Below are 26227 nucleotides of genomic sequence, written 5' to 3' on the forward strand. Positions count from 1 at the left end.
GGCTGTGGAGCGCCAATTAGGACGGGGCGCCGGAGCTGGCTGGTTTCATGGCCCGCGTGCGCCAGCACGCTTCGTGAACTGACTGTCGCACACTGTTTGACCACAGTGAGCGAAGCGAACGGAGGGAGTTTGGGCGACGGGCCATGAAACCAGTCAGCGGAGGGAAGTCTTTGCCCCGCCAGGGGCGAAGACCGCACCGGCCGGCGAGCCACAGCCTCCCCATCCGCGCCTTTGCCGCGCAAACGCAACGTGGAGAAGACTCAGCTCCGGTAATCCGCGTTGATCTTGACGTAGTCGTAACTCAGGTCGCAGGTCCACACCGTCGCCGATGCCTGCCCGCGGTTCAGCACCACCCGCACGTCGATCTCGCTCTGCTTCATCACGCGCTGCCCGTCTTCCTCCCGGTAGCTCGGGTTGCGCCCACCCTGCTTCGCGACATGCACGTCGTCGAGGAACAGGTCGATCTTCGTCTGGTCGAGGTCGGCGATGCCGGCATAACCCACCGCCGCCAGGATGCGACCCAGGTTCGGGTCGCTCGCAAAGAAGGCCGTCTTCACCAGCGGCGAGTGCGCGATCGCATACGCCACCTGCTGGCACTCGGCCTCGCTGGCGCCTGCCTCCACCTGCACGGTGATGAACTTGGTCGCACCCTCGCCGTCGCGCACGATCGCCTGCGCGAGCTGCTGCGCCACGCTGACCAGCGCCTCGCGCAAGGCCGCACCTTCCGCGCTGTCCACGCTCGTGATCGGCGCATGCCCGGCCTGCCCGGTCGCGACGACGACGAACGAATCGTTGGTCGATGTGTCGCCGTCGATCGTGATGCGGTTGAACGACAGGTCGGCCGCCTCCTTCACCAGGCCCTGCATCAGCGCCGGCGCGATCACCGCATCGGTGGCCACGAAGCTCAGCATCGTCGCCATGTTCGGGCGGATCATCCCCGCCCCCTTGCTGATGCCGGTCACCGTGACCGTCTTGCCGCCGATGCGCAGCTGGCGCGACGCCGCCTTCGGCAGCGTGTCGGTCGTCATGATGGCCTCGGCCGCGACACCCCAGTTGTCTTCCTTCAGGTCGGCCAGCGCTGCCGGCAGGCCAGCCTCGATGCGGTCGGCCGGCAGCGGCTCCATGATCACGCCGGTCGAGAACGGCAGCACCTGCTCCGGCGCCAGCTCGAGGTGGCGCGCCAGCGCCACGCAGGTCGAGAACGCGCGCACCAGGCCGTCTTCGCCGGTGCCGGCATTCGCGTTGCCGGTGTTGATCACGATCGCGCGCGGGCCGGTGCCGCTTGCCAGGTGCTTGCGGCACAGCTGCACCGGCGCGGCACAGAAACGGTTGCTCGTGAAGACCCCCGCCACCTGCGAACCCTCGGCCAGCGTGATCACGCTCAGGTCGCGGCGGTTGGCCTTGCGCACGCCGGCCATCGTGATGCCGAGCTTGACGCCGGGAACGGGGTGCAGGGTCTTCGGATCGGGGGCGCTCAGGTTGACGGGCATGGCGGTCTCTCAGTCGGGCAGCAAGGATGGGAGGGCATTGTAGAAAGAGGCGATGTCATCATGAAGTCGCGCCAGCACGACCTGGTCGCTGAAACCGCCTTGTTCGTCGCGCTCGTACGCGCGCAACACGCCCTCACGCTGCATGCCCAGCCGCTCGGCCAACTGGATCGAGCGGTGGTTGCGGGCATCGCACCAGGCCTCGACGCGCATCACGCCCAGCTCGAATGCCAGTTGCACCAGCGCCGCGCCGGCCTCGTGCATCAGCCCGCGCCCGGCCTGCCGCGAATCGGCCACGTAGCCGATCTGGCAGCGCGGCACCTCGAAATCGAAGCTGTGCAGGTCGAGGTTGCCGACGAAGGCGCCGGTGTCGCGGTCGAACGCGAAATAGATCAGGCACTCGCCAGCCGCCACCCGCTCGGCATTGCGCCGGCAGAAGCGCTCGGCTCGCTCTGCCGTGAAGGGCGCCTGCCCCCACGCGATGAAGCGCAGCTCGCCGAGCGAAACATTCACGCTCTCCATCACGACCGCCGCGTGCGATTCGCGCGGATGCTCCAGCCGCAGCCGCGGCGTGAACAGCTCCTTCGGCGCGCCTTGCAGCGTGCTTTCATCCATCGACGGAATCCCCAAAACAAGAACGGAGCCCGAAGGCTCCGTCGTTTGCTGCGTCAGGTCAAGTCAAGCGAGTTTGCCGTGGCACTGCTTGTACTTCTTGCCGCTGCCGCACGGGCACGCATCGTTGCGGCCGACCGGCGGGAAGCCGCTCGCCAGCCGGGCGAGTGCCGCGGCGTCCGGGTCCTGCGACACGCTGCCATCCTCGTTCGGGTGCGTGTAGGTCACGTTGCTGATCGCCTCGGCACGCTCCTCGATCGCCTCGGCCGCCTGCGCCACCTGCTCCTGCGTCTGCACGCGCACCGTCATCAGGATGCGGGTCACGTCCATCTTGACGACGTCGAGCAGCTGGCTGAACAGCTCGAAGGCCTCGCGCTTGTACTCCTGCTTCGGGTTCTTCTGCGCATAGCCGCGCAGGTGGATGCCCTGGCGCAGGTAGTCCAGCGCCGCCAGGTGCTCGCGCCAGTGCTGGTCGATCTGCTGCAGCAGGATCATCCGCTCGAACGGCAGGAACTGCTCGGCACCGACGATCGCGAGCTTGGCCGCGAAGGCCTCGTGGCCGGCCTTCACCACCATCTCGACGATCTCGTCGTCGGTGATCGCCTGGCTCTTCTCGACGTGCGCCTTCACCGGCACCTCGAGCTGCCATTCGTCGCGCAGCGTCTTCTCGAGTGCGTCCAGGTCCCACTGCTCCTCGACGCTCTCGGCCGGCACATAGGTGCGCACCACGTCGGTCAGCGTGCTCTCGCGCAGGCTCGACACCTGGGCTTCCAGCTGCGGCGCCTCGAGGATGTCGTTGCGCTGCTGGTAGATCACCTTGCGCTGGTCGTTCGACACGTCGTCGTACTCGAGCAGCTGCTTGCGCACGTCGAAGTTGCGCGCCTCGACCTTGCGCTGCGCGCTCTCGATGCTGCGCGTGACGATGCCGGCTTCGATCGCCTCGCCCTCCGGCATCTTCAGCCGGTCCATGATCGCGCGCACGCGGTCGCCGGCGAAGATGCGCATCAGSKGGTCTTCSAGCGACAGGTAGAAGCGSGACGAACCCGGGTCGCCCTGGCGGCCCGAACGGCCGCGCAGCTGGTTGTCGATGCGCCGCGATTCATGCCGCTCGGTCGCGATGATGCGCAGGCCGCCGGCCGCCTTCACCTGGTCGTGCAGGCCCTGCCATTCGCTCTTCAGCGTCTCCGAGCGCGCGAGCTTGTCGGCTTCGACGATGCCCTCGTCGGCCTCGATCAGCTGGATCTGCTTCTCGACGTTGCCGCCCAGCACGATGTCGGTGCCGCGCCCGGCCATGTTGGTCGCGATCGTGATCACGCCCGGGCGCCCGGCCTGCGCGACGATCTCGGCTTCCTTCGCGTGCTGCTTGGCGTTCAGCACCTGGTGCGGCAGCTGGGCCTTCTGCAGCAGCGTGGAGATCAGCTCCGAGTTCTCGATCGAGGTCGTGCCCACCAGCACCGGCTGGCCGCGCTTGACGCAGTCGCGGATGTCCTCGATGACGGCGTTGAACTTCTCCTTGTTGGTCTTGTAGACCAGGTCGAGCTCGTCCTTGCGCACCGTCGGCCGGTTCGGCGGGACGATCACGGTCTCCAGGTTGTAGATCTCCTGGAACTCGTAGGCCTCGGTGTCGGCCGTGCCGGTCATGCCGCCCAGCTTGCCGTACATGCGGAAGTAGTTCTGGAAGGTGATCGACGCGAGCGTCTGGTTCTCGCTCTGGATGTCGACGCCTTCCTTGGCCTCGACCGCCTGGTGCAGCCCGTCGGACCAGCGGCGGCCCGTCATCAGCCGGCCGGTGAATTCGTCGACGATGATCACCTCGCCGTCCTGAACCACGTAGTGCTGGTCGCGGTTGTACAGGTGGCGTGCGCGCAGCGCGGCGTACACGTGGTGCATCAGCGTGATGTTCTGCGGGTCGTACAGGCTCGCGCCCTCGACCAGCAGGCCGGCCTCGCGCAGGATGCGCTCGGCGTTCTCGTGGCCGTCTTCGGTCAGGAAGACCTGGTGCGTCTTCTCGTCGACGGTGAAGTCGCCCGGCTCGATCACGCCTTCGCCGGTGCGCAGGTCGAGCTCGCCGATCTGCTTCTTCATCTGCGGCACGACGGCGTTGATGCGCACGTACAGCTCGGTGTGGTCTTCGGCCTGGCCGCTGATGATCAGCGGCGTGCGCGCCTCGTCGATCAGGATCGAGTCCACCTCGTCGACGATCGCATAGGCCAGGCCGCGCTGCACGCGGTCGGCCGTCTCGTAGACCATGTTGTCGCGCAGGTAGTCGAAGCCGWACTCGTTGTTGGTGCCGTAGGTGAYGTCSGCGGCGTAGGCGGCCTGCTTCTCCTCGCGCGGCATCTGCGGCAGGTTGATGCCCACCGTCAGGCCCAGGAAGTTGTACAGCCGGCCCATCCATTCGGCATCGCGGCGGGCCAGGTAGTCGTTGACCGTCACCAGGTGCACGCCCTTGCCGGCCAGCGCATTCAGGTAGACCGGCAGCGTCGCCATCAGCGTCTTGCCTTCGCCGGTGCGCATTTCGGCGATCTTGCCGTTGTGCAGCGACATGCCGCCGATCAGCTGCACGTCGAAGTGGCGCATCTTCAGCACCCGCTTGCCGCCTTCGCGCACGACCGCGAAGGCCTCGGGCAGCAGCGCATCGAGCGACTCGCCCTTCGCGTGGCGCTCCTTGAACTCGACCGTCTTGGCCTTCAGCGCCTCGTCGCTGAGCTGCTCGAACTGCGGCTCCAGCGCGTTGATCTGCTGCACCACGACCCGGTACTGCTTGAGCAGGCGGTCGTTGCGGCTACCGAAAATCTGGGTGAGAAGCTTGGGCAACATGCAGCGTCAGGGGTTGGTACGGGAAGGCAGCCGCGGCCTCCCGCGTTGTTTTGCGAACGGGCCGACTTCTTGGATGCTGGGGTGAGCTGAGGGTGCGGTCCGCGTTTGCAAGCCTACAAACCTGCAAGCCCGGCGCACGATCAGCGAAAGCGGCGGATTTTACGGCAAGCGGCCGCCGGCAGCGTGGCCGGGCCGTTGCCGGATTCAGCGCCGAGTGGCGCCCTTGGCGGCGGCCTGGGCCCCGCCGGCCAGGAATTTCGCCGGATCCTGCGGCACGCCCTCGACCAGCACCTCGAAGTGCAGGTGCGGGCCGGTCGAGCGGCCGGTGGTGCCGACGTAGGCCACGACCTGGCCACGCCGCACCAGGTCGCCGGTCTTGACCGCGATGCGCGAGGTGTGCGCATAGCGGGTCACCAGGCCGTTGCCGTGGTCGATCTCGAGCAGGTTGCCGTAGGCCGGGTGCACGTCGGTGGAGCGCACCACGCCCCCGGCCGCGGCCATGATGGGCGTACCCACGTCGGTCGGGAAATCGAGCCCGGTGTGCAAGGCCGCACGCCCGGTGAAGGGATCGGTGCGGAAGCCGAAGCCCGAGCCGACCTGCACGTCGATCGGCCGGCTGTTGGGCACCATCAGCTGCTGCATGCGCTGCTCGAAGAGGCGCGACTCGACCATCGTGAACAGGTCGGTGCTCTGCTCGGCCGCCTCGTCCAGCGACGACACCATGCCGTTCAGCTGGTCGAACGACGGCGTGCGGGCCGRCACGAACGGCCCGCCCTGTCCGCCGGACACCGCGGCCGGCACGATCTGTTTCAACTCTTCCGGTTTCATACCGGCCAGGCCCGAGACCCGCTCGCCCATCGCCTCGAGCTTGATCAGCTTGGCCTGCATCTCGCCGACCTTCTGCGCCATCGCATCGAGGTTCTCGCGCACGAAGCGGTCGCGCTGGGCGAATTCATCGCGCACGACCAGCCGGACGATCTGGCTGACCACCGGCCAGCCTTCGCGCGCCGCCTTCAGGAACACCACGTGGTAGATGGTGCCCGACAGCAGCATCAGCACCAGCGCCAACCCGACCAGCGCCCCGAAGGCCTGGAAGCGGTTGAAGCGCAACACCCGCGTTCGGGCCAGGGTGCCGTGCGTGATCAGGATCTGCATCGCTAAACTCCTTCCGGTGAAACCGAAGACATCCCCGGTCACCCCCAACGCCTTGCGCATCGAAGAGGCCCTGAGCCGAAGTGCGCCTCTGGCTCACTTGCAGCGGCTGCTGCAGGAGTCGAATGCACGCTTCGATGCGGTACGAAACTGTCTGCCGCCCACACTGGCCCTGCATGTGAAGCCCGGGCCGGTCGACGATGAGGGCTGGTCTCTGCTTGCGGCCAACTCTGCGGTCGCCTCCAAGCTGCGCCAGCTGCTGCCCCGGATGGAGCAGACACTCCACGCCCGGGGCTGGCAGGTTACTGCAATACGGGTGAAGGTTCAATCAACCTGAGGCCTGACGTGTGTCAGGTGGTTGATGGATGGTGCCCCCGGCAGGAATCGAACCCGCGACCTTCGGTTTACAAAACCGCTGCTCTACCAGCTGAGCTACAAGGGCTTGAGGCGGGGATTCTATTTGATGCGCTTGAGCGCCGGACGCGGCCCGCCACCGCCAGCAGGAGGTTCGGGCGGCTTGTCTTCATCCGACTCGCGGGCCGGCGTGGCAACGGCCGGCTCGGCATGGCCTTCGGTGGTGGCCAATCGCAGGCCGCCACCCGCGGGGCGATCGGCCGGCGCGCCGTCATCCGACTCGCCGGCCGTCTCGGCCGCCGATTCGCTGGGCATCGGGAACGCCATGCCCTGCCCGTTCTCGCGCGCATAGATCGCGATGACGTGGTCCACCGGCACCGCGATCTCGCGCGCAATGCCGCCGAAACGTGCCTTGAACTCGATCATCTCGTTGCCGAGCTGCAGGGCCGTCGTGGCCTCGAAGCTGACGTTGAGCACGATCTCGTTGTTCTTCACGTACTCGGCCGGCACCTGCACGCCGCGGCCGACGAACACCGCCAGGTACGGCGTGAAGCCGTTGTCGGTGCACCAGTCGTGCAGCGCACGGATCAGGTACGGCCGGGTCGAGGAGCCGGCGTTGCCCGGTGCCGTCGGAGTGGAGGCCATGCTGGATCCGCGCCTTACTTGCGCATCACCTTCTCGGACGGCGTCAGCGCCTCGATGTAGGCCGGGCGCGAGAAGATGCGCTCGGCGTACTTCAGCAGCGGCACCGCGTTCTTCGACATGTCGATGCCGTAGTAGTCCAGGCGCCACAGCAGCGGTGCGATGGCCACGTCGAGCATCGAGAAGTCGTCGCCCAGCATGTACTTGTTCTTCAGGAAGATCGGCGCGAGCTGGGTCAGGCGGTCGCGGATCTGCGCGCGCGCCTTCTCGAGCTGCTTGTCGTTCGGCTTCAGGCCGCGCGACTCGAGCACGTTGACGTGCGCGAACAGCTCCTTCTCGAAGTTCAGCAGGAACAGCCGCACTCGCGCGCGCGCCACCGGATCGCCCGGCATCAGCTGCGGGTGCGGGAAGCGCTCGTCGATGTACTCGTTGATGATGTGCGACTCGTACAGGATGAGATCGCGCTCGACGAGGATGGGCACCTCGTTGTACGGATTCATCAGCGCGATGTCTTCGGGCTTGGCGAAGAGATCGACGTCGCGGATCTCGAAGTCCATGCCTTTTTCGAACAGGACGAAGCGGCAACGATGCGAGTAAGGGCAGGTCGTTCCGGAGTAAAGCACCATCATGGTGGTGGCTCCTTGGAGGCAGAGGTCAAAACACAAACGCAGCAGGCATGCCTTCGGGCAGCCCGCTGCGTCATCGACCCGGGCCGTCGTGCGGCCCAGGGCGCGAAATCACATCGTTATTTCACGTCTTTCCAGTAAACCGCGTTCAGGCGCCAGGCAATGACGACGAACACGGAGAGAAACAGCAGCACCCAGACGCCGACGCGAACGCGCTGACCCTGGGCCGGCTCTCCCATCCACTGAAGATAGGCGACAAGGTCGGCCACCGCCTCGTCATAGTCATTGGCGCTCAGCTTGCCGGGCGTCACCTGCTCGAAGCCGGCGAAGCGGTGCACCGACTTCGCCTCGTCGTGCGGGTCTTTCTCTTCGACGAACTTCGCGACGCGCTGGCCCTGCAGCTCCCACAGCGCATGCGGCATCGCCACGCTCGGAAAGGCCAGGTTGTTCCAGCCGGTCGCCTTGGTGTCGTCGCGGTAGTAGGTGCGCAGGTAGGTGTACAGGTAGTCGGCGCCCGAGCCCTTGCCGATGTCGGCGCGCGAACGGGCGATCACCGACAGGTCGGGCGGCAGCGCGCCGAACCAGTCCTTGGCCTGCTTCGCGTCGAGCGAGGCCTTCATCGTGTCGCCGACCTTGTCGGTCGCGAACAGCAGGTTGTCCTTGATCTGCGCCTCGGTCAGCCCGATGTCGCGCATGCGGTTGTAGCGCATGAAGGCCGCCGAGTGGCAGTTCAGGCAGTAGTTGACGAACAGCTTGGCGCCGTTCTGCAGCGCCGCGAGGTCGGACGTCTTGGCCGAGGGGAACTTGTCCCAGGCCGCGCCGCCCTCCGAAGCCTGCGCCGCACCGCCCACCAGGGCCAGGCTCGCCAGCAGCGTGAGAAGGAGTTTCTTCATGGTGTTCTCTCCGGGGCTCTCGGTGGTGTGGATCAGTGGGCGTGGAAGGTCACGCGGTCCGGCACGGGCTTGAAGGTGCCCAGCTGGCTCCACCACGGCATCAGCAGGAAGAAGCCGAAGTACAGCAGCGTGCCGACCTGCGACACGTAGTTGCCGATTTCCGACGGCGGCTGCACACCCAGGTAGCCCAGGATCAGGAAGAACACGACGAACACGCCGTACACGTACTTGTGCCAGTCGGGGCGGTAGCGGATCGACTTGACCGGGCTGTGGTCCAGCCAGGGCAGGAAGAACAGGATGATGACGGCACCACCCATCACCACCACGCCCCAGAACTTGGCATCGAACACGTTCAGCAGCGCGACCGCGATGACCGCCACGATCGCCATCGCCAGCTTGGCGGCGCCGCCGAACTTGCCCTTCAGCAGGGCCGCGACGGTGGCCACGGCGATGATGCCGGACAGCACCTGCACCATCAGCGTGGTGGTCGCGCGCAGCATCGAATAGAACGGCGTGAAGTACCAGACCGGGGCGATGTGCGCCGGCGTCTTCAGCGGATCGGCCGGGATGAAGTTGTTGTACTCGAGGAAGTAGCCGCCGAACTCGGGCGCGAAGAACACCACCGCGCTGAAGATCAGCAGGAAGCCGGCGACGCCGAAGATGTCGTGCACCGAGTAGTACGGGTGCGAGGGGATGCSGTCCAGCGGGTGGCCGTCCGGGCCGCGCKTGGCCTTGATCTCGATGCCGTCGGGATTGTTGGAGCCCACCTCGTGCAGCGCGATCAGGTGCGCCGCCACCAGGCCGAGCAGCACCAGCGGCACCGCGATCACGTGGAAGCTGAAGAAGCGGTTCAGCGTCGCGTCGCTGACGACGTAGTCGCCGCGGATCAGCAGCGCCAGGTCGGGGCCGACGAACGGCACCGCGGCGAACAGGTTCACGATGACCTGCGCGCCCCAGTACGACATCTGGCCCCACGGCAGCAGGTAGCCCATGAAGGCCTCGGCCATCAGGCACAGGAAGATCGCGCAGCCGAAGATCCACACCAGCTCGCGCGGCTTGCGATAGCTGCCGTACATCAGCCCGCGGAACATGTGCAGGTAGACGACGATGAAGAACGCCGAGGCGCCCGTGGAGTGCATGTAGCGGATCAACCAGCCCCAGGGCACGTCGCGCATGATGTACTCGACCGAGGCGAAGGCGAGCGTCGCGTCGGGCTTGTAGTGCATCACGAGGAAGATGCCGGTCACGATCTGGATCACCAGCACCAGCATCGCGAGCGAGCCGAAGAAGTACCAGAAATTGAAGTTCTTCGGCGCGTAGTACTGCCCCCACTGCTCGTTCCACATCTTCGTGGCAGGGAAGCGGTTGTCGACCCAGGTCATGAGCTTGACGCCCACGGAGGCATTGGCGGGCGCTTGCTTGAATTCAGCCATGTCGTTGTTCTCCGGAGTGCTCGGGGCTCAGGCCTTCTTGTCTTCGCCGATCAACAGCCTGGCGTCGGACAAGTACATGTGCGGCGGCACTTCGAGGTTGTCGGGTGCGGGCTTGTTCTTGTAGACGCGGCCGGCCATGTCGAAGGTCGAGCCGTGGCAGGGGCACAGGAAGCCGCCGGTCCAGTCGTCGGGCAGCGAAGGCTGGGCACCGGCCTGGAACTTGTCGCTCGGCGAGCAGCCCAGGTGCGAGCAGATGCCCACCACCACCAGGATGTCGGGCTTGCGCGAGCGGTTCTCGTTGCGCGCGTATTCGGGCGTCAGCTCGTCGGGCTTGCGCTGCGAATTGGGGTCGGCCAGCTGCGCATCGTTCTTCGGCAGCGTGGCGAGCTGCTCGGGGGTGCGCTTGACGATCCACACCGGCTTGCCGCGCCACTCCACCGTCTTCTTCTCGCCCGGCTTCAGGTCGCTGATGTCCACCTCGACCGCGGCCCCGGCGGCACGTGCGCGCTCGGAGGGCTGGAAGGTGCTGACGAAGGGCACGGCGGCTGCGACGCCCCCGACGGCCCCGGCACCACAGGCGACAGCCACCCAGGTCCGACGGCCTTGATCGACCTGCGGTGCGGTGCTGATCGAACTGCCTTGTTGCTTGCCACCTTGCTCGTTGCTGTCACTCATTGGGGGTCCTTGGCTGGAGACTTCTGGTCACGGGCAACCGAGAATTCTAGCGGACGTGTCAACCCCCGCTCCCGGCGCTGAGGGGCGCGCGCCACTGCGGGCGGACCCTCATTGACGAGGCTTTCGGCTTGACTTCTGGCATTGCTCGGCAATACTGCCGCGCAGCATCCAGAAGAAGAGGAGCAGCACATGGGATTCGCCACCGAATTCAAGGCGTTCGCGATGAAGGGGAATGTCGTCGACCTGGCGGTCGGCGTCATCATCGGCGCGGCCTTCGGCAAGATCGTCGATTCGATCGTCAAGGACCTGATCATGCCGGTGATCGGCCGCCTGGTCGGCGGGCTCGATTTTTCGAACTACTTCCTGATGCTCGCCAATCCCCCGGTCGATTTCAAGGGCCCGATGACTTACGAGGCGCTGACAAAAGCCGGCGTCCCGCTGTTCGCGTACGGCAATTTCATCACCGTGGCGCTCAATTTCATGATCCTCGCCTTCATCATCTTCGTGATGGTCAAGCAGATCAACCGCCTCAAGCAAGAGGCGCCGGCCGCACCGGCCGCGGTGCCCGAAGACGTGCAGCTGCTGCGCGAGATCCGGGATTCGCTGAAGAAGTGAACGTTCGCGCCGCGGGGCGTGAAATGCTCCCGCCGGCCAACGTCGCCACGTCGCAACGCGGCGCGTGCCCATTCCGTTTGGGCTCATACTGCAGGTATCTCCGTCCAGACCATCCGTCCGGGCGGTTTCGCCCCGGTCCGCCCATCGGCCCTGTCCGTAGATGAATTCGATCGATCCACGTTCGCAAGCAGCGTTCGACGCCGCCATCAGCCACCTGAAGACGACCACTGCGGCCGTGGCTGATCGCGTGTCGACGCACCTGGGCACGCTGGCATCGGCGGCGATGCGCATCTACGAGCGCGACATCCTGATCACCGCCCAGCTCGACCTGCGCCGCCACATGAGCACCTTCGTGCTGGTGTTCGGCGACACGCTGAGCAAGCGCGTGACGCGCGAGCTGAGCCCGAACCGCGAGAGCGGCCGCAGCCTCGCCGAAACCGACTGGATGTCGCTCAGCATCGTCGGCGACGCCGAGATGGAAGAGCAGATGTCGTCCGACCGCATCAGCCAGGCCATCACGCATGCCTGCGAATGGGAACTGCGCGACATGGCCGCCTACACCGGCGCGCTGCTGGGCATCGGGCGGGCCGACCAGGAACGCAACCCGCTGCGCGGCGAGGTGATGGGCGCCTCGGTGTTCCGCGCCATCGAGTCGGTGTCGAACGAGCGCGAGACGCGCAAGGTGCTGGCGCGCGAGATGAGCCTCGCGCTGTCGCGCGCGATGCCCACCTGCTACGGCGACATCCTGAAGGATTTCCGCGCCCGCGGCGTGCAGCCGGTCAGCCTGTCGGTGCGCGGCGTCGAAGGCCCCGGCAACGAACTGGCGCGCGACCGCGTCAACTCCGGCTACGCGACGCTGCGCGACACCGGCTCGTCCGGCAGCGGCAACCTGTATGCGCCGACCACGATGACCGGCGACTTCGACAGCGGCCAGGGCGGCCTGCCCGGTCGCGGCCAGGGCATGCCCGGAGGTTCATCCCGCGGCGGCTTCGGCGGGCCGGGCGGGGCGGGCGGCGGTGGTGGTGGCAATGCGGGCGTCGGCACGATGGGCCGCCCCGGCACCACCACGCTCGGCCGCGATGCCGCCGGCCGTGGCAGCACGAGCCTCGGCAACCCGAATGCCGGTGCCGGCCGCTTCACGCCGCGCCCGGGCGTCAGCGCGCAGGCCGATGCGGAGCTGATGTCGCTGATCCGCCGGCTGACCTTCCTCGCGACCCGCCCGGGCGACCTCGGCGGGCCGACCGGCAGTGGCCTGCACACCGGCTCGCCGGGCCTCGGCCGGGCCAGCGCACTGGCCAGCCTGAGCGGCGCCGCCACCGGCAGCGGCGGGCTGAACGAGGGGCTGTCGGGCCTGATGGCCGTCAACGTGATCCGCCAGCACCGCGACGAGCTGCGCCAGGCCTCGACCGGCTCGCTCGACCACATGGTGATCGACGTGGTCGGCAGCCTGTTCGACCAGATCCTGTCCGACCCACGCGTACCGCCGCAGATGGCGCGCCAGATCGCCCGCCTGCAGCTGCCGGTGTTGCGCGTCGCGCTGGCCGACCCGACCTTCTTCTCGTCGCGCAAGCATCCGGTGCGCCGCTTCGTGAACCGCATCGCGTCGCTCGCCGTCGCGTTCGACGACCTCGACGAGGGGGCCGGCAAGCAGTTCATGACCCGGGTGCGCGACCTCGTGCAGGAGATCGTGCAGGGCGACTTCGACCAGATCGACCTGTACGCCTCCAAGCTCGGTGCGCTCGAGACCTTCATCGCGCAGCAGGCCAAGGACGAGGTGCAGGCGAACGCGTCGGCGGTGTCGCTGGTCGACGCGAAGGAATCCGACCTGCGCGTGCAGCAGCGCTACATGCTGCAGCTGCAGGCCGCGCTGAACCCGCTGTCGCTGCCCGACTACCTGCGCAACTTCCTGTCGCAGGTGTGGAGCCAGGCGCTCGCCCAGGGCACGAAGTCGCACGGCGCCAGTTCCGAGCTGGTGCAGCGCCTGAAGCGCGCCGGCCGCGACCTGGTGATGAGCGTGCAGCCCAAGGGCTCGCCGGCCATGCGCAAGAAGTTCCTGATGCAGCTGCCGCCGCTGATGAAGGACCTGAACGAAGGCATGGCGCTGATCGGCTGGCCGGATGCGGCGCAGAAGGAGTTCTTCAGCAAGCTGCTGCCGGCGCATGCCGATTCGCTGAAGGGCCAGCCGCTGTCGGAGCTCGAATACAACCTGATGTCCAAGCAGCTCGAGGGCGTGTTCAACACGCCGCTGCCGGAACCCGACGGGCTGCTGCGCGACGTGCCGATGTCCAGCATGGGCGCCGCGCCGATCGAGCCGCACTTCTCGCCCGACGAAGCCAAGCGCATCGGCCTCGTGCAGGAGAGCGCGGTCGACTGGTCGGGCACCGTCGACATCGACCTGACCTCCGACACCGGACCTGACACCGAGCCCGGCGCGGGCGGCGACACGATGCCGGGGCCGCTGCACGTGGGCGGCGTCGACATCGACCTCGACCTGTCGCCGAACGAGCCGGCCGAGCCGTCGCACGGCGCGCAGCTGATGGACCATGTGAAGCTCGGCTTCGCGTACCAGATGCACCTGAACGACCAGTGGCAGAAGGTGCGGCTGAGCTACGTGAGCCCGGGGCGTGCGTTCTTCGTGTTCACGCGCGGCAAGCGCCACCACGAGACGGTGTCGCTGACCTCGCGGATGCTCGCGCGCATGTGCGAGACCGGGCGCTTCAAGGCGTTCGAGCAGGCCTACCTGATGGAGCGCGCCACCGCGCGGGCGCGCAAGCAGCTGGCGGCGCTGTCGGCGTCGTCATCGCAGCCAACAACACGCCATTGACGTAGCCCGGATGCCAATCCGGGGCCGCCGCATTCCCGGATTGGCATCCGGGCTACAGGCGACGCGCCATCTGCAGCGCGGCCAGCAGGCTAGCCGCATCGGCCCGGCCGGTGCCGGCGATGTCGAACGCGGTGCCGTGATCGGGGCTGGTGCGCACGAACGGCAGGCCCAGCGTCACGTTGACGCCCTGCTCCACGCCGAGGTACTTCACCGGGATCAGGCCGTGGTCGTGCGTCATCGCGACGACCAGGTCGAACTCGCCGCGGCGCGCGCGCATGAACACCGTGTCGGGCGCGTACGGGCCGCTCGCGTCGATGCCCTCGGCACGCGCGGCCTCGATGGCCGGGCGGATGATGCGGATCTCCTCGTCGCCGAACAGCCCGCCCTCCCCGGCATGCGGGTTCAGCCCCGCCACCGCGATGCGCGGCGCCGGCATGCCCCAGCGCGCGGCCGCCTGCCGCGAGATGCGCAGCGTCTGCAGCACCGCGTCGAAGGTCACCGCGTCGATCGCGCGGCGCAGCGACATGTGGATCGTCACGAGCACGGTGCGCAGCTCTTCGTTGGCCAGCATCATGCGCACCGGCGGCGGCGGTTCACCGGCACCCACCGACAGCGCCTGCAGCATCTCGGTGTGCCCCGGGAACGCGACGCCGGCGGCCGACAGCGCCTCCTTGTGGATCGGCGCAGTCACGATGGCCGCGATCTCCGCGCCGCGCGCCAGCCGCACCGCGTGCTCGATGCAGCGCGCTGCCGCCGCACCGGCCCGCGCGTCCACCTGCCCGACCGGTGCAGCGGCCAGGTCGGCCGGCAGGCCAGGCGGTGCGAGCACCGGGATGCAGCCTGGCGGCGCGGCGAGCGCATCGGCGGCATGCTCGATCGCGGCCACGGCCAGCCCCCCGCCGGTCCAGGCGACGGCGCGGCGCTGCACCGCGACATCGCCGATCACGAAGCAGCCGGTCGACTGCGGGCCGCGGAACAGCTTCGCGATGATTTCCGGGCCGATGCCGCAGGCGTCGCCCTGCGTGATCGCGATGGGGGAGCGGGTCGTCATTCGATGCGGTCTTTCGGATCGGCGATTCAGATCAAGGGACGGGGCGGCAGCTTGCCATCGCCGTACAGGTCGGCGATGCGCTCCAGCGCCTGCACGTCGGTCAGGAACAGCTGCCCATTCTCGATGCGGTGCAGCCCGCGCTGCTCCAGCTTGCGCAAGGTCTTGTTGGTGTGCACCAGCGACAGCCCGAGCGCGTCGGCGACGTGCTGCTGCGTCAGCGGGAACGGCACGCCGTTGGCGCCCGCATCGGGCAGCAGCGCGGCGGCGCGCCGGAACAGGTGCACCAGCAGCGTCGCCACCCGCTCGGCCGCGCTGCGCCGGCCCACCGACAGCAGGTTGTCGTCGACCAGCGCCTCTTCGTGCGCGGCCAGCCAGGTGACCGCGAAGCCGAGCCGCGGCGTGTGCTGGTGCAGCGACCACAGCGCATCGCGCTCGAACACGCACAGCCAGGCCTCGCCGAGCGCCTCGACGCCGTGCACCGCGGCATCGGTCATCTTCTGCTGCACGCCGATGAAGTCGCCGGGCAGCAGGAAGTTCAGGATCTGCCGGCGACCGTCGCTCAGCGTCTTGTAGCGGAAGGCCCAGCCGGAGAACAGCGTGAACAGCGGCGCGTCGGTCGCCCCCTCGTCGATGATGCTGGCCCCGCTGTCGCGCCGCAGCTCGCGGTGCTTCAGCGACTGGATCAGCGCCAGCTCATCGGGCGAAGCCGGCACGAACAGCGGCAGCGCGCGCAGCGGGCAATCGCTGCACGGAACGCGCACCGCCGGCTGTGGCGATGCTGTGTCTTTTGACATGTGTGCGGCCCTCCGCGGCCGATAGATTGGAGGTTTCGGCCTTCCCGTGAACTCTCCAGCCCCGTTGTCCGTGTACCGCCTCCTCTATCTCAGCCATCTTGCGTCCGGTCGGGACTTCTCGGTGGTTGCCCAGATTCTGCACGTGTCCCGCGAACGCAACCAGCAGCTCGGCATCACCGGCGTGCTGGTGTTCGATGGCGCGCGCTTCTGCCAGCTGATCGAGGGCCAGCGCGCGCATGTCGTCTCGCTGGCGCAACGCATCCAGGCCGATCCGCGCCACACCGGCTACCGCGTGCTGTTCGAGAACGAGGACGGCGACGCGCGCCTGCAGCCGCGCTGGCGCACCGGCTACTGCGAGCCCGACGACCTCGACGTCTTCGAGGACGACGACGAGCTCGCCCCGGCCCTGGCCCTGCAGGCCTTCATGCAGCGCGTGCCGGGCTGGGACCTGGTGTCCTGAACCCCGTGGACGAACCGGGCTTGTTTCGCTCGCTGCGCTGACTCCTGCGCGGGAATCTCCCCTCGAGGCGGCGCAGGCCTGCCCCTACGCTGCACAGCCAGGGTGCCTCCAGAGCAAGAAGTAGACGTGTGGCAGTTTCGTGCGGACATGACCGCACGCCAAGCTCCGCTGTGCATCGTCCGTCGCACGGATGACCGAGGAGACAAGATTGAGACAAGATCGTTCAACGCCGCGGCGAGGCTTCGCCCTGCGGCTGGGATGGCTCGCCGCGTTGCTGGCGGCCGGCTGCGGCGGTGGCGGGCATGAGGACGCGCCGGCGACGGCGTCACGCGCTCCGACCGAAGCCGCGCAGGCGGCCGACATCGACCTGCTCCCGCTGGTCAACCCGTTCGTCGGCACCAAGATCGGCAACCCGAACCCCGACAACCAGGGCACCGGCGGCGCGGTCGGCAACACCTTCCCCGGCGCGACGCTGCCGTTCGGCATGGTGCAGTACAGCCCCGACACCGGCTACGGCGAGTTCTACGGCTTCGGCGGCTACAACTACGACAAGGGCGTGATCCAGGGCATCAGCCTGATCCACTCCAGCGGCACCGGCTGTTCGATCCAGCAGGACATCTCGATGCTGCCGATCGTCGGCAACATCGCCAGCTCGCCCGGCACCCACATCGAGACCTACCAGGTCGGCTTCTCGCACGCCAACGAGCAGGCCGTGCCGGGCTCGTACCGCGTCGGGCTGAACAACGGCGTCAACGCCGAGCTCACGGTCACGAAGCGCACCGGTGCCGGCCGCTTCACCTGGCCGGCCACCAACGACGCGACGATGATCCTGAACATCGGCCGCAACGGCGTCGGCGCGCGCAGCGCGCAGCTGGAGATCGTCGGCACCGACTCGGTCCAGGGCTTCGTCGAGACCGGCGGCGTGTGCGGCGGCGGCGGCTACTTCGTCTACTTCCACGGCCAGTTCGACAAGCCGTTCGCCAGCTTCGGCACCTACCAGGGCGACACCGTGACCCCCGGCTCGCGCACCGCGGCGCGCGCGCAGAACAACGGCGGCTGGGTCAAGTTCGCCGGCGGCGGGCAGGTGAAGCTGCGCATCGGCGTCTCGTACGTCAGCACCGCGAACGCGAAGCTGAACATGCAGACCGAGAACCCGGCCTGGGATTTCGACGCGCTGAAGAGCGCCGCGCAGGCGACCTGGAACGCGACGCTGAACAAGGTGCAGGTGACCGGCGGCACGAGCGACGACCGCACCAAGTTCTACAGCGCGCTGTACCACTCGCTGCTGCACCCCAACCTGTTCAGCGACGTGAACGGCCAGTACATCGGCTTCGACAACAAGACCTACACCGCGACCGGCTGGGACAAGTACGCGACCTTCTCCGGCTGGGACATCTACCGCTCGCAGGTGCAGCTGATCGGCTGGCTCGCGCCGAAGGAGGCGAGCGACATGGCGCAGTCGATGGTGGTCGATGCCGAGAAAGGCGGCGGCGGCTACCCGAAGTGGCCCACCGCGAACGACGACACCTGCGTGATGGTGGGCGATGCCGGCGCGGTGATCGTCGCCAACCTGTACGCCTTCGGCGGCCGCAGCTTCGACACCGCCGCCGCGCTGCGCTACATGGAGCAGGGCGCGACGCAGCCCGGCACGCGCTCGCGCAACTGCGAGACGCGGCCGGGGCTGGCGGACTACCTGGGCCACGGCTACATCCCGATCGAGACACCCAACCTGTGGGGCGCGGCGGCATCGGCCGAGGAGTACGCGCTGGCCGATTCGGCGATCGCGCAGTTCGCCGCATCGCTCGGCGACACGGTCAAGCGCGACAAGTACCTGACGCAGGCGCAGATGTGGAAGCCGCTGTATTCCAACTTCAGCGGCTACATCCATCCGCGCACCGCGGGCGGYAGCTTCAAGAGCGCCTTCACGCGCACCGACGGCGCCGGCTTCGTCGAAGGCGACTCGGCGCAGTACACCTGGATGGTGCCGCAGAACTACCGCGGCCTGTTCGACCGCATGGGCGGCAACGCGGCGGCGATCACGCGGCTCGACGAGCACTTCACGCAGCTCGACTCGGGGCCGAACAGCCCGTACGCCTTCATGGGCAACGAGCCGGAGCACGGCACGCCGTGGGCCTACACCTTCGCCGGCGCGCCGTACAAGTCGCAGGCGGTGGTGCGGCGCATCCTGACCGACCTGTACAAGACCGGGCCGGACGGCCTGACCGGCAACGACGACCTGGGCGCCACCTCGGCCTGGTACGTGTGGGGCGCGCTCGGGCTGTATCCGGAGATCCCGGGGCTGGGCGGCTTCGTGGTCGGCAGCCCGCTGTTCCCGAGCACCGCGGTGCGCATGGGCAACGGCCGCACGCTGACGATCAACGCATCGAATGCCGGCGCCAACGGCACCTACGTGCAGAGCCTGAAGCTGAACGGCACCCCATCGACGCGCACCTGGCTGCCGCTCTCGCAGCTCGGCGCCGACACCACGCTCGACTTCGTGCTCGGTGCCGCCGCCAACACCGCCTGGGGCAGCGCCGCGGCCGATGCACCGCCCTCGTTCGACGCGCCGCGCACGACGACGAACGCGAGCGGCTTCTTCTCGGACTTCGAGGCCGGCATCGCGCAACCGGACTGGAACGACACCGTCGACTTCCAGGCCAACGTCGGCGGCTTCTGCTGCGGGCTGAACCACATGGAGACCTCGACGCGGCGCGAGAACATCGCGCACAGCGGCACGACGGCGCTGATGTACTCGGGCAACGACGCCGACGCGACACGCTCGTTCTCGTACAACAAGGTGTTCGACGTGCGCATCCCGGTGAGCGCGGGCACCACGCTGTCGTACTGGATCTACCCGCAGAACTCGGCGCCGAACAGCGCCTTCGTCGCGGTCGACCTGATCTTCACCGACGGCAGCAGCCTGCGCGATTCGGGCGCGACCGACCAGAACGGCGTGCGGGTGCATCCGGAGTTCCAGGGCCGCGGCGGCCGGCTGGCCGGCAACACCTGGAACGAGGTGCGCTCGAACATCGGCCAATGGGCGGCGGAACGCACGATCGCGCGCATCCTGGTGGCCTATGACCGGCCCGATGCGACCGGCACGTTCCGCGGATTCGTCGACGACATCCGCGTCGCGCCCTGATCAGGCGGGGTTGTCGATCTCGATGAACTCGTGCTCGAGGCCGAATTTCTCGGCCACGTGCGCGGCCAGCGCAGGCGCACCATAGCGCTCGCTGGCGTGGTGCCCGCAGCCGAAGTAGGCCACGCCGGTCTCGCGTGCGAGGTGCGCCTGCGGCTCGGAGATTTCGCCGGTGACGTAGGCGTCGGCACCGGCGGCGATCGCCGCTTCGAAATACCCCTGCGCGCCGCCGGTGCACCACGCGACGCGCCGGATCGGTCGCCCCGCCCCCGGGTCGACCACGACCGGCGCCCGGTTCAGCCGCAGCGTCAGCAGCGCCGTCAGCGCCGGCACCGTCAGCGGCTGCGCCGGGCCGCCGATCCAGCCCAGCTCCTGGTCGCCGAAGCGGCCGTCGGCCATGAAGTTCAGCCGCACGCCGAGCTGCGCGTTGTTGCCGAACTGCGGGTGCGCATCCAGCGGCAGGTGGTAGGCCAGCAGGTTCACCTGGGCCGCCAGCAGCCGCTCGATGCGGCTTTTCAGCCAGCCGGTGATGCGGCCGTCATGGCCTTTCCAGAACAGGCCGTGGTGCACCAGCAGCGCGTCGGCGCCGCGCTCGACCGCGGCCTCGATGAAGGCCCGGCTCGCGGTGACCCCCGACACCAGCTTGCGCACTTCGGGTTTGCCCTCGACCTGCAGACCGTTCGGCCCATAATCGCGGAAGCGGCCCACGTCCAGCAGCGTGTTCAGGTAGGACTCGATTTCGGAGCGTGCGGCCATGACACAGGACCCTGTTGATGCGCAAGACGTGGCTGATTTTCTCCCAGGCCGTGACGGTGGCCGTGGCCGTGCTGTTCGTGGTCGCGACGCTGAAGCCGGACTGGGTGCGCCGCCAGCCGGGCAACGGCCTGCCGAGCATCGTGTCGATCAGCCAGGCGCCGTCGATCCAGCAGGTGTCGCTGCCGCCCGGCGGCAGTGCGCCGAGCTACAGCGGCGCCGCGAAGCGCGCCTCGCCCGCGGTCGTCAGCATCACCGCCAGCAAGGCGCCGGCGCGCAGCCCGCACGCCGAGGATCCGTGGTTCAAGTTCTTCTTCGGTGAACAGGGCGCGCAGCAGCGCGAGCAGCCGCAGGTGGGCCTCGGCTCCGGCGTGATCGTCTCGCCCGAGGGCTACCTGCTGACCAACAACCATGTGGTCGAAGGGGCCGACGACATCGAGGTGCAGCTGGTCGATGCGCGCCGCGCGAAGGCCAAGGTGGTCGGCAGCGATCCCGACACCGATGTCGCGGTGCTGAAGATCACGCTCGACAAGCTGCCGGTGATCGCGTTCGGCAGCGCCGAGACGCTGCAGGTGGGCGACGTGGTGCTGGCGATCGGCAACCCATTCGGCGTCGGCCAGACGGTCACCTCGGGCATCGTCAGCGCGCTCGGCCGCAACCAGCTGGGCATCAACACCTTCGAGAACTTCATCCAGACCGATGCGGCGATCAACCCCGGCAATTCGGGTGGCGCGCTCGTCGACACCAACGGCAACCTGCTGGGCATCAACACCGCGATCTACTCGCGCAGCGGCGGCAGCCTGGGCATCGGCTTCGCGATCCCCGAGACCACCGCGCGCCAGGTGATGGAAGGCCTGATCCGCGACGGCCAGGTCACGCGCGGCTGGATCGGCGTCGAGCCGCGCGACCTGACGCCGGAGATCGCCGAGACCTTCAACCTGCCGATCAAGGAAGGCGTGCTGATCACCGGCGTGCTGCAGAACGGGCCGGCCGCGAGCGGCGGCCTGCGCCCGGGCGACGTGGTCGTGAAGGTGGCCGAGACGCCGGTGGGCAACACGGTGCAGCTGCTGGCCGCCGTGGCGGGGTTGAAGCCGAAGGAGAAGGCGCTGATCGGCGTGCAACGCGGCGACAAGGCGCTGCAGATCAGCGTGCTGGTGGCGCAGCGGCCGCGCGGCAAGGCGGCGCCGCGCGAGGAGTGATCCCCGCGGCGGCCTGACCTCGCGAGGTCAGACCTTCTGCGTGGTGTCTTCCGGCGCCTGCGTGTGCTTGATGAAAATCACCGAAGCCCAGATGCCGACCTCGTACAGGATGCACATCGGGATCGCGAGCGCGAGCTGCGAGACGATGTCGGGCGGCGTCACGACGGCGGCGACGATGAAGGCCAGCACGATGAAGTAGGCGCGGAACGCCTTCAGCTTCTCGAGCGTGACGATGCCCATGCGGGCCAGCACCACCACGACGATCGGCACCTCGAAGGCGGCGCCGAACGCGACGAACATCGTCAGCACGAAGCTCAGGTACTCCTGGATGTCCGGCGTGGCCGCGATGCTCTTCGGCGCGAAGCTCTGGATGAACGCGAACACCTTGCCGAACACGAAGAAGTAGCAGAACGCGACACCGATGAAGAACAGCAGCGTGCTCGAGATCACCAGCGGCAGCACCAGCTTCTTCTCGTGCGTGTACAGCCCCGGCGCGACGAAGGCCCACACCTGGTACAGCACCACCGGCAGSGCCAGCAGGAAGGCCGACATCAGCGTGATCTTCAGCGGCACGAGGAAGGGCGAAATCACGTTGGTGGCGATCAGCTTGCCGCCGGCCGGCAGCGCCGCCACCAGCGGGTGCGCGAGCAGGTCGTAGAGGGCAGCCGGGCCGGGGTAGATCGCGAGGATGCCGAAGCACACGCCGATCGCGATCACCGCGCGGATCAGCCGGTCGMGCAGTTCGATCAGGTGCGTGACGAAGGGCTGCTCGGTGCCTTCCAGCTCATCGCGGCCGTCGCTGTTCAACTTCATGGGAGGGGTTCAGGTTCTCAGACCGACGAGCGCGGCGGGCGGAAGCGCGCGACACGCGCCGCGCCGGATTGCGCCTTGCTGCGCACGCCGTTGCGCTGCTTGTACCACTGCGGCGTGGCACCGCGTTTCAGGCGCCAGTTCTTCTTCGGGTGCTTGTACTGCGGCGGTGGGGGTTCCCAGCCGCTGTGCTGGCCGCTGTCGGCGCCCAAGGCCGGATCGCCGGGCGCATCCCAGGCGCTGGCCATGTCGGCGCGCGTCTGGTGGATCTCGTTCGACACCGTCTGCTCGACGTTGCGGGCCGCGTCCTCGAACTCGCCCTTCATCTTCTTGAGCTCTTCGAGCTCGATCGAGCGGTTCACCTCGGCCTTCACGTCGGCCACATAGCGCTGGGCCTTGCCGAGCAGGTGGCCGACGGTGCGGGCGACCTTGGGCAGCCGCTCCGGGCCGATGACGATCAGCGCCACGGCGCCGATCAGCGCGATCTTGTCGAAACCGAAATCGATCATGCGGCCGTCATCCGACGGGCCAGCCCGGGCCGGCCTCGGATGCTCACGATTTGGTCTTCGCTTCGACGTCGACGGTGTTCGGATCGGCGGCCTTCTGGCCGACCTGTTGCGACGGCGGCACGGCCTCGGCGTTGGCCGAGCCGTCCTTCATGCCGTCCTTGAAGCCCTTCACGGCGCCACCGAGGTCGCTGCCGATGTTCTTGAGCTTCTTGGTGCCGAACACCAGGACCACGATCACCAGCACGATGAGCCAGTGCCAGATGCTGAATGAACCCATGATTCTTCTCCTGCGGGAAATAGCGGATTCTAGGCGGTGAGGGGGTCAACCCTTGGCCCAGGGCCTTGGTCCGCCGATGACATGCATGTGCAAATGTGGCACTTCCTGCCCGCCATCGGCGCCGGTGTTGACCACGGTGCGGAAACCATTGGTGGCACCCTGCTCGCGGGCGAGCCCGGGGGCCAGCGCCAGCATCTTGCCGAGCAGGGCCTGGTGCTTGTCCGGCACGGTGTCGTACAGCGATGCCAGATGCTCCTTGGGCACGATCAGGAAGTGGATCGGTGCCCACGGCGCGATGTCGTGGAAGGCGATCAGTTCGTCGTCTTCGTAGACCTTGCGGCTCGGAATCTGGCCGGCCGCGATCTTGCAGAAGATGCAGTTCGGATCATGGCTCATGGCGCGGGCACCGGCATCGGCGTGTTGGAGTTCAGGTTCACCCAGCCGCGCACGACGCGGTAGAGGAACCAGATCGAGATGATGACCCACGCGATCCAGCCTGGGAGGAAGAGCAGGAACCACAGCGGCACCGTCACGATGTACAGCACGGCGGCCCAGATCACCGAGCGGATGCGCCAGCGGAAGTGCGATTCCTGCCAGGTGCCGGCGGCATCGTCCTTTTTCACGAGGTCGAGGATGAAGGCGACGATCAGCAGCACCGGCGTGACCTGCGCGCCGGGCACCACGGCGGCGACCGCGACGATCGCATGCAGTGCGTAGCTGATGTGGCCGATGTTCTTCAGCGACTGCTCGCTGTCGGAAAGCTTGGTCACGACATCGTTCATGTTCCGTCCGCCTCTCGGGTTTGCAACTTGCGTGCGGCGAATTCCTCGAGGCCCGACAGGCCCTCGCGCCGCTCCAGCTCGGCCAGCACGTCGGCCGGTGTCAGGCCGAACGCACTCAGCGCGAGCATCGAATGGAACCACAGGTCGGCGACCTCGTAGACGATCTTCTGGCGGTCGCCGTCCTTGGCGGCCATCACCGTCTCGGTGGCCTCTTCGCCGATCTTCTTCAGGATCGCGTCGGTGCCCTTGTGGAACAGCCGGGCGACGTAGCTCTTGTCCGGGTCGCCCTGGCGGCGCGACTCGATCACCGCCGCCAGCCGGGCCAGCGTGTCGTTGCCGTTGCGAGTGTCTTTCACCGCGGTTTTCACATCCGTCATTTGTAGATCGTCCCGGGGTCTTTCAAGACCGGCTCGACGGTGTGCCAGGCGCCGTCCTTGTAAAGCTGGAAGAAGCAGCTGTGGCGGCCGGTGTGGCAGGCTATTCCAGGTTCATGGCCGCGCTGGGTCACCTTCAGCAGCAGCACGTCGTTGTCGCAATCGAGGCGCATCTCGTGCACCTGCTGCACATGGCCGCTTTCCTCGCCCTTGTGCCACAGGCGCTGGCGCGAGCGGCTGTAATAGACCGCCTCGCCGAGCTCGGCGGTGCGGGCCAGGGCTTCGCGGTTCATGAACGCGAACATCAGCACGTCGTTGCTGCCGACCTCCTGCGCGATCACCGGCAGCAGGCCTTGCGCATCCCACTTGATCTCGTCGAGCCAGCTCATCGGGCGAGTGTATCCGTCGCATAAGTCGGGCCCGAGAACCCGCGCTCCTCGGCGAACCATGCCAGCACCGGCACGGTGCCCGGCAGCACCGGCTGCACCTGCACCGGCAGGCTCTGCCAGGCCATCTGCTGGGCCTCGCGCATCTCGAACTCGCCGGTCCACGCGAAGACCTTGCAGAAGTGGAGGCGCACCCGTGCATGCGGGTAGTCGACGATCTCGACCTTCCACGGCTGCACCGGCCCGATCGTGATGCCGATCTCCTCGTGCAGTTCGCGGCGCAGTGCCTGCTCGACGGTCTCGCCGGCCTCCAGCTTGCCGCCGGGGAACTCCCAGTAGCCGGCGTAGACCTTGCCGTCGGGCCGGCTGGTCAGCAGGAAGCGGCCGTCGGCATCGATCAGCACGCCCACGGCGACTTCGACCGGCGTGCGCTCGGCAGCGGTACTCATGACGCGTGCCGCCCGGCGTAGTCTTTTGCGAACTGGAACGCGACACGCCCGGAGCGCGACCCGCGCTCCAGCGCCCACACCAGCGAGGGCTGGCGGGCGGCGGCGATCTCGTCCTCGCCGACGCCGAAGCCGCGCAGCCATTGCGCGACGATCGCGAGGTATTCGTCCTGGCTGAACGGGTAGAAGCTGACCCACAGCCCGAAGCGTTCGCTGAGCGAGATCTTTTCCTCGATCACTTCGCCGGGGTGGACCTCGCCATCCTCGGTGTGCTGGTAGGTGAGGTTCTCCTTCATGTACTCGGGCAGCAGGTGGCGGCGGTTGCTGGTCGCGTAGATCAGCACGTTGTCGGAGGCCTGCGAAATCGAGCCGTCGAGGATGGATTTGAGCGCCTTGTAGCCGGGCTCGCCTTCGTCGAAGCTGAGGTCGTCGCAGAACACGACGAAGCGTTCAGGCCGGTCGGCGACCAGGTCGACGAGGTCGGGCAGGTCGACGAGATCGGCCTTGTCGACTTCGATCAGGCGCAGGCCGCGATCGGAAAACTCGTTCAGGCAGGCCTTGATCAGCGAGCTCTTGCCGGTGCCGCGTGCGCCGGTCAGCAGCACGTTGTTGGCGGCGTGGCCGGCCACGAACTGCGCGGTGTTGCGCAGCAGGCGCTCCTTCTGCGGCTCGACCTCGACCAGCTCGCTGAGCCGCACATGCGCCACATGACGCACCGGCAGCAGCTGGCCCGAGGCACCCCGCCGGCGATACCGAAACGCGATCGACGCGGACCAATCGGGCGCAACCAGCGGCTGCGGCAGCACCGCCTCCAGCCGTGTGAGCAGCGCCTCGGCGCGTTGGACCAACTGCAGCAACGTGTCGGGAGCAAGAGACATGCAAGACCGCCGGGCTGTTGCCGGCACCTGGGCTGGAATGGGGCCGTCAGTGTATTGGGTCTCGTCGCGTCGCGTGGCGGCGCGGCGGGTGAGGGGATGGGCTGGGGGCTCAGCCTCGGCGGTCGGCCCTGGCGGGCCGACTCCACGAAGAAGCTCGGCTTTGGGGATGCATCGGCAAACTCCCTCCACTCACTTCGTTCGTTGTGGTCAAACAGTGCCGATGAGTATATCTACGA

General features: G+C 67.8%; 27 protein-coding genes and 1 tRNA gene. 6 read left to right on the forward strand and 22 right to left on the reverse strand.

Going from position 1 to position 26227, the window contains the following annotated elements; translation table 11 throughout:
• Positions 1-260 precede the first annotated feature (260 nt).
• The 4 genes from argJ to AC1D1T_RS15545 form a co-directional block, all read right to left on the reverse strand.
• Complete coding sequence (gene argJ, locus AC1D1T_RS15530) at positions 261-1490, reverse strand: bifunctional glutamate N-acetyltransferase/amino-acid acetyltransferase ArgJ (protein ID WP_047500867.1); 1230 nt, start codon at positions 1488-1490, stop codon at positions 261-263.
• A gap of 9 nt (positions 1491-1499) precedes the next feature.
• Positions 1500-2102, reverse strand: coding sequence for a GNAT family N-acetyltransferase (locus AC1D1T_RS15535; RefSeq protein WP_477827153.1), 603 nt, complete (start codon positions 2100-2102; stop codon positions 1500-1502).
• A gap of 63 nt (positions 2103-2165) precedes the next feature.
• Positions 2166-4919 carry a preprotein translocase subunit SecA gene (gene secA / locus AC1D1T_RS15540; protein ID WP_477992104.1) on the reverse strand — a complete coding sequence of 918 codons (2754 nt, stop codon included), beginning with the start codon at positions 4917-4919 and terminating at the stop codon, positions 2166-2168.
• Between the two features lie 204 nt (positions 4920-5123).
• Positions 5124-6074, reverse strand: coding sequence for a M23 family metallopeptidase (locus AC1D1T_RS15545; protein WP_477992105.1), 951 nt, complete (start codon positions 6072-6074; stop codon positions 5124-5126).
• 16 nt (positions 6075-6090) lie between these two features.
• Here AC1D1T_RS15545 and AC1D1T_RS15550 point away from each other — a divergent pair, with 16 nt between their 5' ends.
• Complete coding sequence (locus AC1D1T_RS15550; RefSeq protein WP_156154650.1) at positions 6091-6408, forward strand: DciA family protein; 318 nt, start codon at positions 6091-6093, stop codon at positions 6406-6408.
• Between the two features lie 29 nt (positions 6409-6437).
• Here AC1D1T_RS15550 and AC1D1T_RS15555 read toward each other — a convergent pair.
• The 6 genes from AC1D1T_RS15555 to petA form a co-directional block, all read right to left on the reverse strand.
• Positions 6438-6513 (reverse strand) — tRNA-Thr (locus AC1D1T_RS15555).
• Positions 6514-6527: 14 nt separating this feature from the next.
• Positions 6528-7070, reverse strand: coding sequence for a ClpXP protease specificity-enhancing factor (locus tag AC1D1T_RS15560; protein ID WP_047500860.1), 543 nt, complete (start codon positions 7068-7070; stop codon positions 6528-6530).
• Positions 7071-7084: 14 nt separating this feature from the next.
• Positions 7085-7696, reverse strand: coding sequence for a glutathione S-transferase N-terminal domain-containing protein (locus AC1D1T_RS15565; protein ID WP_047500858.1), 612 nt, complete (start codon positions 7694-7696; stop codon positions 7085-7087).
• Between the two features lie 116 nt (positions 7697-7812).
• On the reverse strand, positions 7813-8586 hold the full coding sequence (locus tag AC1D1T_RS15570) for a cytochrome c1 (RefSeq protein ID WP_477828067.1): 774 nt from the start codon (positions 8584-8586) through the stop codon (positions 7813-7815).
• Positions 8587-8618: 32 nt separating this feature from the next.
• Entirely contained in the window at positions 8619-10019 is a 1401-nt protein-coding gene (locus AC1D1T_RS15575; RefSeq protein WP_477992106.1) for a cytochrome b, read from the reverse strand.
• A gap of 27 nt (positions 10020-10046) precedes the next feature.
• Positions 10047-10694: a ubiquinol-cytochrome c reductase iron-sulfur subunit gene (petA, locus tag AC1D1T_RS15580; RefSeq protein ID WP_477992107.1), complete on the reverse strand. Its 648-nt coding sequence runs from the start codon at positions 10692-10694 to the stop codon at positions 10047-10049.
• A gap of 189 nt (positions 10695-10883) precedes the next feature.
• Here petA and mscL point away from each other — a divergent pair, with 189 nt between their 5' ends.
• Both mscL and AC1D1T_RS15590 read left to right on the forward strand, forming a co-directional pair.
• A complete protein-coding gene (gene mscL / locus AC1D1T_RS15585; protein ID WP_047500853.1) occupies positions 10884-11309 on the forward strand; it encodes a large conductance mechanosensitive channel protein MscL in 426 nt (141 codons plus the stop codon).
• 160 nt (positions 11310-11469) lie between these two features.
• A complete protein-coding gene (locus AC1D1T_RS15590; RefSeq protein WP_477992108.1) occupies positions 11470-14133 on the forward strand; it encodes a DUF1631 family protein in 2664 nt (887 codons plus the stop codon).
• Between the two features lie 52 nt (positions 14134-14185).
• Here AC1D1T_RS15590 and pdxA read toward each other — a convergent pair whose 3' ends face one another.
• On the reverse strand, positions 14186-15184 hold the full coding sequence (gene pdxA, locus AC1D1T_RS15595) for a 4-hydroxythreonine-4-phosphate dehydrogenase PdxA (protein WP_477992109.1): 999 nt from the start codon (positions 15182-15184) through the stop codon (positions 14186-14188).
• A gap of 26 nt (positions 15185-15210) precedes the next feature.
• Positions 15211-15978, reverse strand: a complete 768-nt coding sequence (locus AC1D1T_RS15600) for a Crp/Fnr family transcriptional regulator (RefSeq protein WP_052211270.1) — start codon at positions 15976-15978, stop codon at positions 15211-15213.
• 70 nt (positions 15979-16048) lie between these two features.
• Between AC1D1T_RS15600 and AC1D1T_RS15605 the strand changes: the two genes are divergently transcribed.
• Positions 16049-16438 (forward strand): BLUF domain-containing protein, encoded by a 390-nt coding sequence (locus AC1D1T_RS15605; protein WP_477829050.1) that lies wholly within the window; start codon positions 16049-16051, stop codon positions 16436-16438.
• Positions 16439-16646: 208 nt separating this feature from the next.
• The gene (locus AC1D1T_RS15610) at positions 16647-19580 is read left to right on the forward strand and encodes a GH92 family glycosyl hydrolase (protein ID WP_477992110.1); all 2934 of its coding nucleotides are present in this window, start codon (positions 16647-16649) and stop codon (positions 19578-19580) included.
• Here the strand turns inward: AC1D1T_RS15610 and AC1D1T_RS15615 are convergent, their stop codons facing one another.
• Positions 19581-20333 carry a Nif3-like dinuclear metal center hexameric protein gene (locus AC1D1T_RS15615; RefSeq protein ID WP_477992111.1) on the reverse strand — a complete coding sequence of 251 codons (753 nt, stop codon included), beginning with the start codon at positions 20331-20333 and terminating at the stop codon, positions 19581-19583. It lies immediately after the preceding gene.
• Between the two features lie 17 nt (positions 20334-20350).
• On the opposite strand from AC1D1T_RS15615, the gene AC1D1T_RS15620 reads away from it, so the two are divergent.
• On the forward strand, positions 20351-21529 hold the full coding sequence (locus AC1D1T_RS15620) for a trypsin-like peptidase domain-containing protein (protein ID WP_477992112.1): 1179 nt from the start codon (positions 20351-20353) through the stop codon (positions 21527-21529).
• 27 nt (positions 21530-21556) lie between these two features.
• Here AC1D1T_RS15620 and tatC read toward each other — a convergent pair whose 3' ends face one another.
• The 9 genes from tatC to AC1D1T_RS15665 are packed head-to-tail and all read right to left on the reverse strand — an operon-like array spanning position 21557 to position 25991.
• Positions 21557-22342: a twin-arginine translocase subunit TatC gene (gene tatC, locus AC1D1T_RS15625; RefSeq protein WP_477992113.1), complete on the reverse strand. Its 786-nt coding sequence runs from the start codon at positions 22340-22342 to the stop codon at positions 21557-21559.
• Positions 22343-22359: 17 nt separating this feature from the next.
• Complete coding sequence (gene tatB / locus AC1D1T_RS15630; protein ID WP_047500837.1) at positions 22360-22848, reverse strand: Sec-independent protein translocase protein TatB; 489 nt, start codon at positions 22846-22848, stop codon at positions 22360-22362.
• A 43-nt stretch (positions 22849-22891) separates the two neighbouring features.
• On the reverse strand, positions 22892-23125 hold the full coding sequence (tatA, locus tag AC1D1T_RS15635) for a Sec-independent protein translocase subunit TatA (protein ID WP_047500836.1): 234 nt from the start codon (positions 23123-23125) through the stop codon (positions 22892-22894).
• A 45-nt stretch (positions 23126-23170) separates the two neighbouring features.
• Entirely contained in the window at positions 23171-23521 is a 351-nt protein-coding gene (locus AC1D1T_RS15640) for a histidine triad nucleotide-binding protein (RefSeq protein ID WP_047500834.1), read from the reverse strand.
• On the reverse strand, positions 23518-23907 hold the full coding sequence (locus AC1D1T_RS15645; RefSeq protein WP_465111189.1) for a DUF4870 family protein: 390 nt from the start codon (positions 23905-23907) through the stop codon (positions 23518-23520). Before AC1D1T_RS15645 ends, AC1D1T_RS15640 begins: the two co-directional genes overlap by 4 nt.
• Positions 23904-24284, reverse strand: a complete 381-nt coding sequence (locus AC1D1T_RS15650) for a phosphoribosyl-ATP diphosphatase (protein ID WP_477826508.1) — start codon at positions 24282-24284, stop codon at positions 23904-23906. Before AC1D1T_RS15650 ends, AC1D1T_RS15645 begins: the two co-directional genes overlap by 4 nt.
• Positions 24281-24670 carry a phosphoribosyl-AMP cyclohydrolase gene (gene hisI, locus AC1D1T_RS15655; RefSeq protein WP_465111188.1) on the reverse strand — a complete coding sequence of 130 codons (390 nt, stop codon included), beginning with the start codon at positions 24668-24670 and terminating at the stop codon, positions 24281-24283. The genes AC1D1T_RS15650 and hisI overlap by 4 nt, the downstream gene beginning before the upstream one ends.
• Entirely contained in the window at positions 24667-25116 is a 450-nt protein-coding gene (locus AC1D1T_RS15660) for an NUDIX domain-containing protein (RefSeq protein WP_465111187.1), read from the reverse strand. The genes hisI and AC1D1T_RS15660 overlap by 4 nt, the downstream gene beginning before the upstream one ends.
• Positions 25113-25991 (reverse strand): ATP-binding protein, encoded by an 879-nt coding sequence (locus tag AC1D1T_RS15665; protein ID WP_477992114.1) that lies wholly within the window; start codon positions 25989-25991, stop codon positions 25113-25115. The genes AC1D1T_RS15660 and AC1D1T_RS15665 overlap by 4 nt, the downstream gene beginning before the upstream one ends.
• Positions 25992-26227: the final 236 nt, after the last annotated feature.

It is taken from the genome of Rhizobacter sp. P2_H3, from assembly GCF_056403355.1.

Coding starts and splice junctions, on each gene's coding strand:
- argJ (WP_047500867.1), bottom strand. CDS start 1,490: ATGCCCGTCAACCTGAGCGCCCCCGATCCGAAGACCCTGCACCCCGTT.
- AC1D1T_RS15535 (WP_477827153.1), bottom strand. CDS start 2,102: ATGGATGAAAGCACGCTGCAAGGCGCGCCGAAGGAGCTGTTCACGCCG.
- AC1D1T_RS15560 (WP_047500860.1), bottom strand. CDS start 7,070: ATGGCCTCCACTCCGACGGCACCGGGCAACGCCGGCTCCTCGACCCGG.
- AC1D1T_RS15565 (WP_047500858.1), bottom strand. CDS start 7,696: ATGATGGTGCTTTACTCCGGAACGACCTGCCCTTACTCGCATCGTTGC.
- AC1D1T_RS15570 (WP_477828067.1), bottom strand. CDS start 8,586: ATGAAGAAACTCCTTCTCACGCTGCTGGCGAGCCTGGCCCTGGTGGGC.
- petA (WP_477992107.1), bottom strand. CDS start 10,694: ATGAGTGACAGCAACGAGCAAGGTGGCAAGCAACAAGGCAGTTCGATC.
- mscL (WP_047500853.1), top strand. CDS start 10,884: ATGGGATTCGCCACCGAATTCAAGGCGTTCGCGATGAAGGGGAATGTC.
- AC1D1T_RS15590 (WP_477992108.1), top strand. CDS start 11,470: ATGAATTCGATCGATCCACGTTCGCAAGCAGCGTTCGACGCCGCCATC.
- pdxA (WP_477992109.1), bottom strand. CDS start 15,184: ATGACGACCCGCTCCCCCATCGCGATCACGCAGGGCGACGCCTGCGGC.
- AC1D1T_RS15600 (WP_052211270.1), bottom strand. CDS start 15,978: ATGTCAAAAGACACAGCATCGCCACAGCCGGCGGTGCGCGTTCCGTGC.
- AC1D1T_RS15615 (WP_477992111.1), bottom strand. CDS start 20,333: ATGGCCGCACGCTCCGAAATCGAGTCCTACCTGAACACGCTGCTGGAC.
- AC1D1T_RS15620 (WP_477992112.1), top strand. CDS start 20,351: ATGCGCAAGACGTGGCTGATTTTCTCCCAGGCCGTGACGGTGGCCGTG.
- tatB (WP_047500837.1), bottom strand. CDS start 22,848: ATGATCGATTTCGGTTTCGACAAGATCGCGCTGATCGGCGCCGTGGCG.
- tatA (WP_047500836.1), bottom strand. CDS start 23,125: ATGGGTTCATTCAGCATCTGGCACTGGCTCATCGTGCTGGTGATCGTG.
- AC1D1T_RS15640 (WP_047500834.1), bottom strand. CDS start 23,521: ATGAGCCATGATCCGAACTGCATCTTCTGCAAGATCGCGGCCGGCCAG.
- AC1D1T_RS15645 (WP_465111189.1), bottom strand. CDS start 23,907: ATGAACGATGTCGTGACCAAGCTTTCCGACAGCGAGCAGTCGCTGAAG.
- AC1D1T_RS15650 (WP_477826508.1), bottom strand. CDS start 24,284: ATGACGGATGTGAAAACCGCGGTGAAAGACACTCGCAACGGCAACGAC.
- hisI (WP_465111188.1), bottom strand. CDS start 24,670: ATGAGCTGGCTCGACGAGATCAAGTGGGATGCGCAAGGCCTGCTGCCG.
- AC1D1T_RS15660 (WP_465111187.1), bottom strand. CDS start 25,116: ATGAGTACCGCTGCCGAGCGCACGCCGGTCGAAGTCGCCGTGGGCGTG.
- AC1D1T_RS15665 (WP_477992114.1), bottom strand. CDS start 25,991: ATGTCTCTTGCTCCCGACACGTTGCTGCAGTTGGTCCAACGCGCCGAG.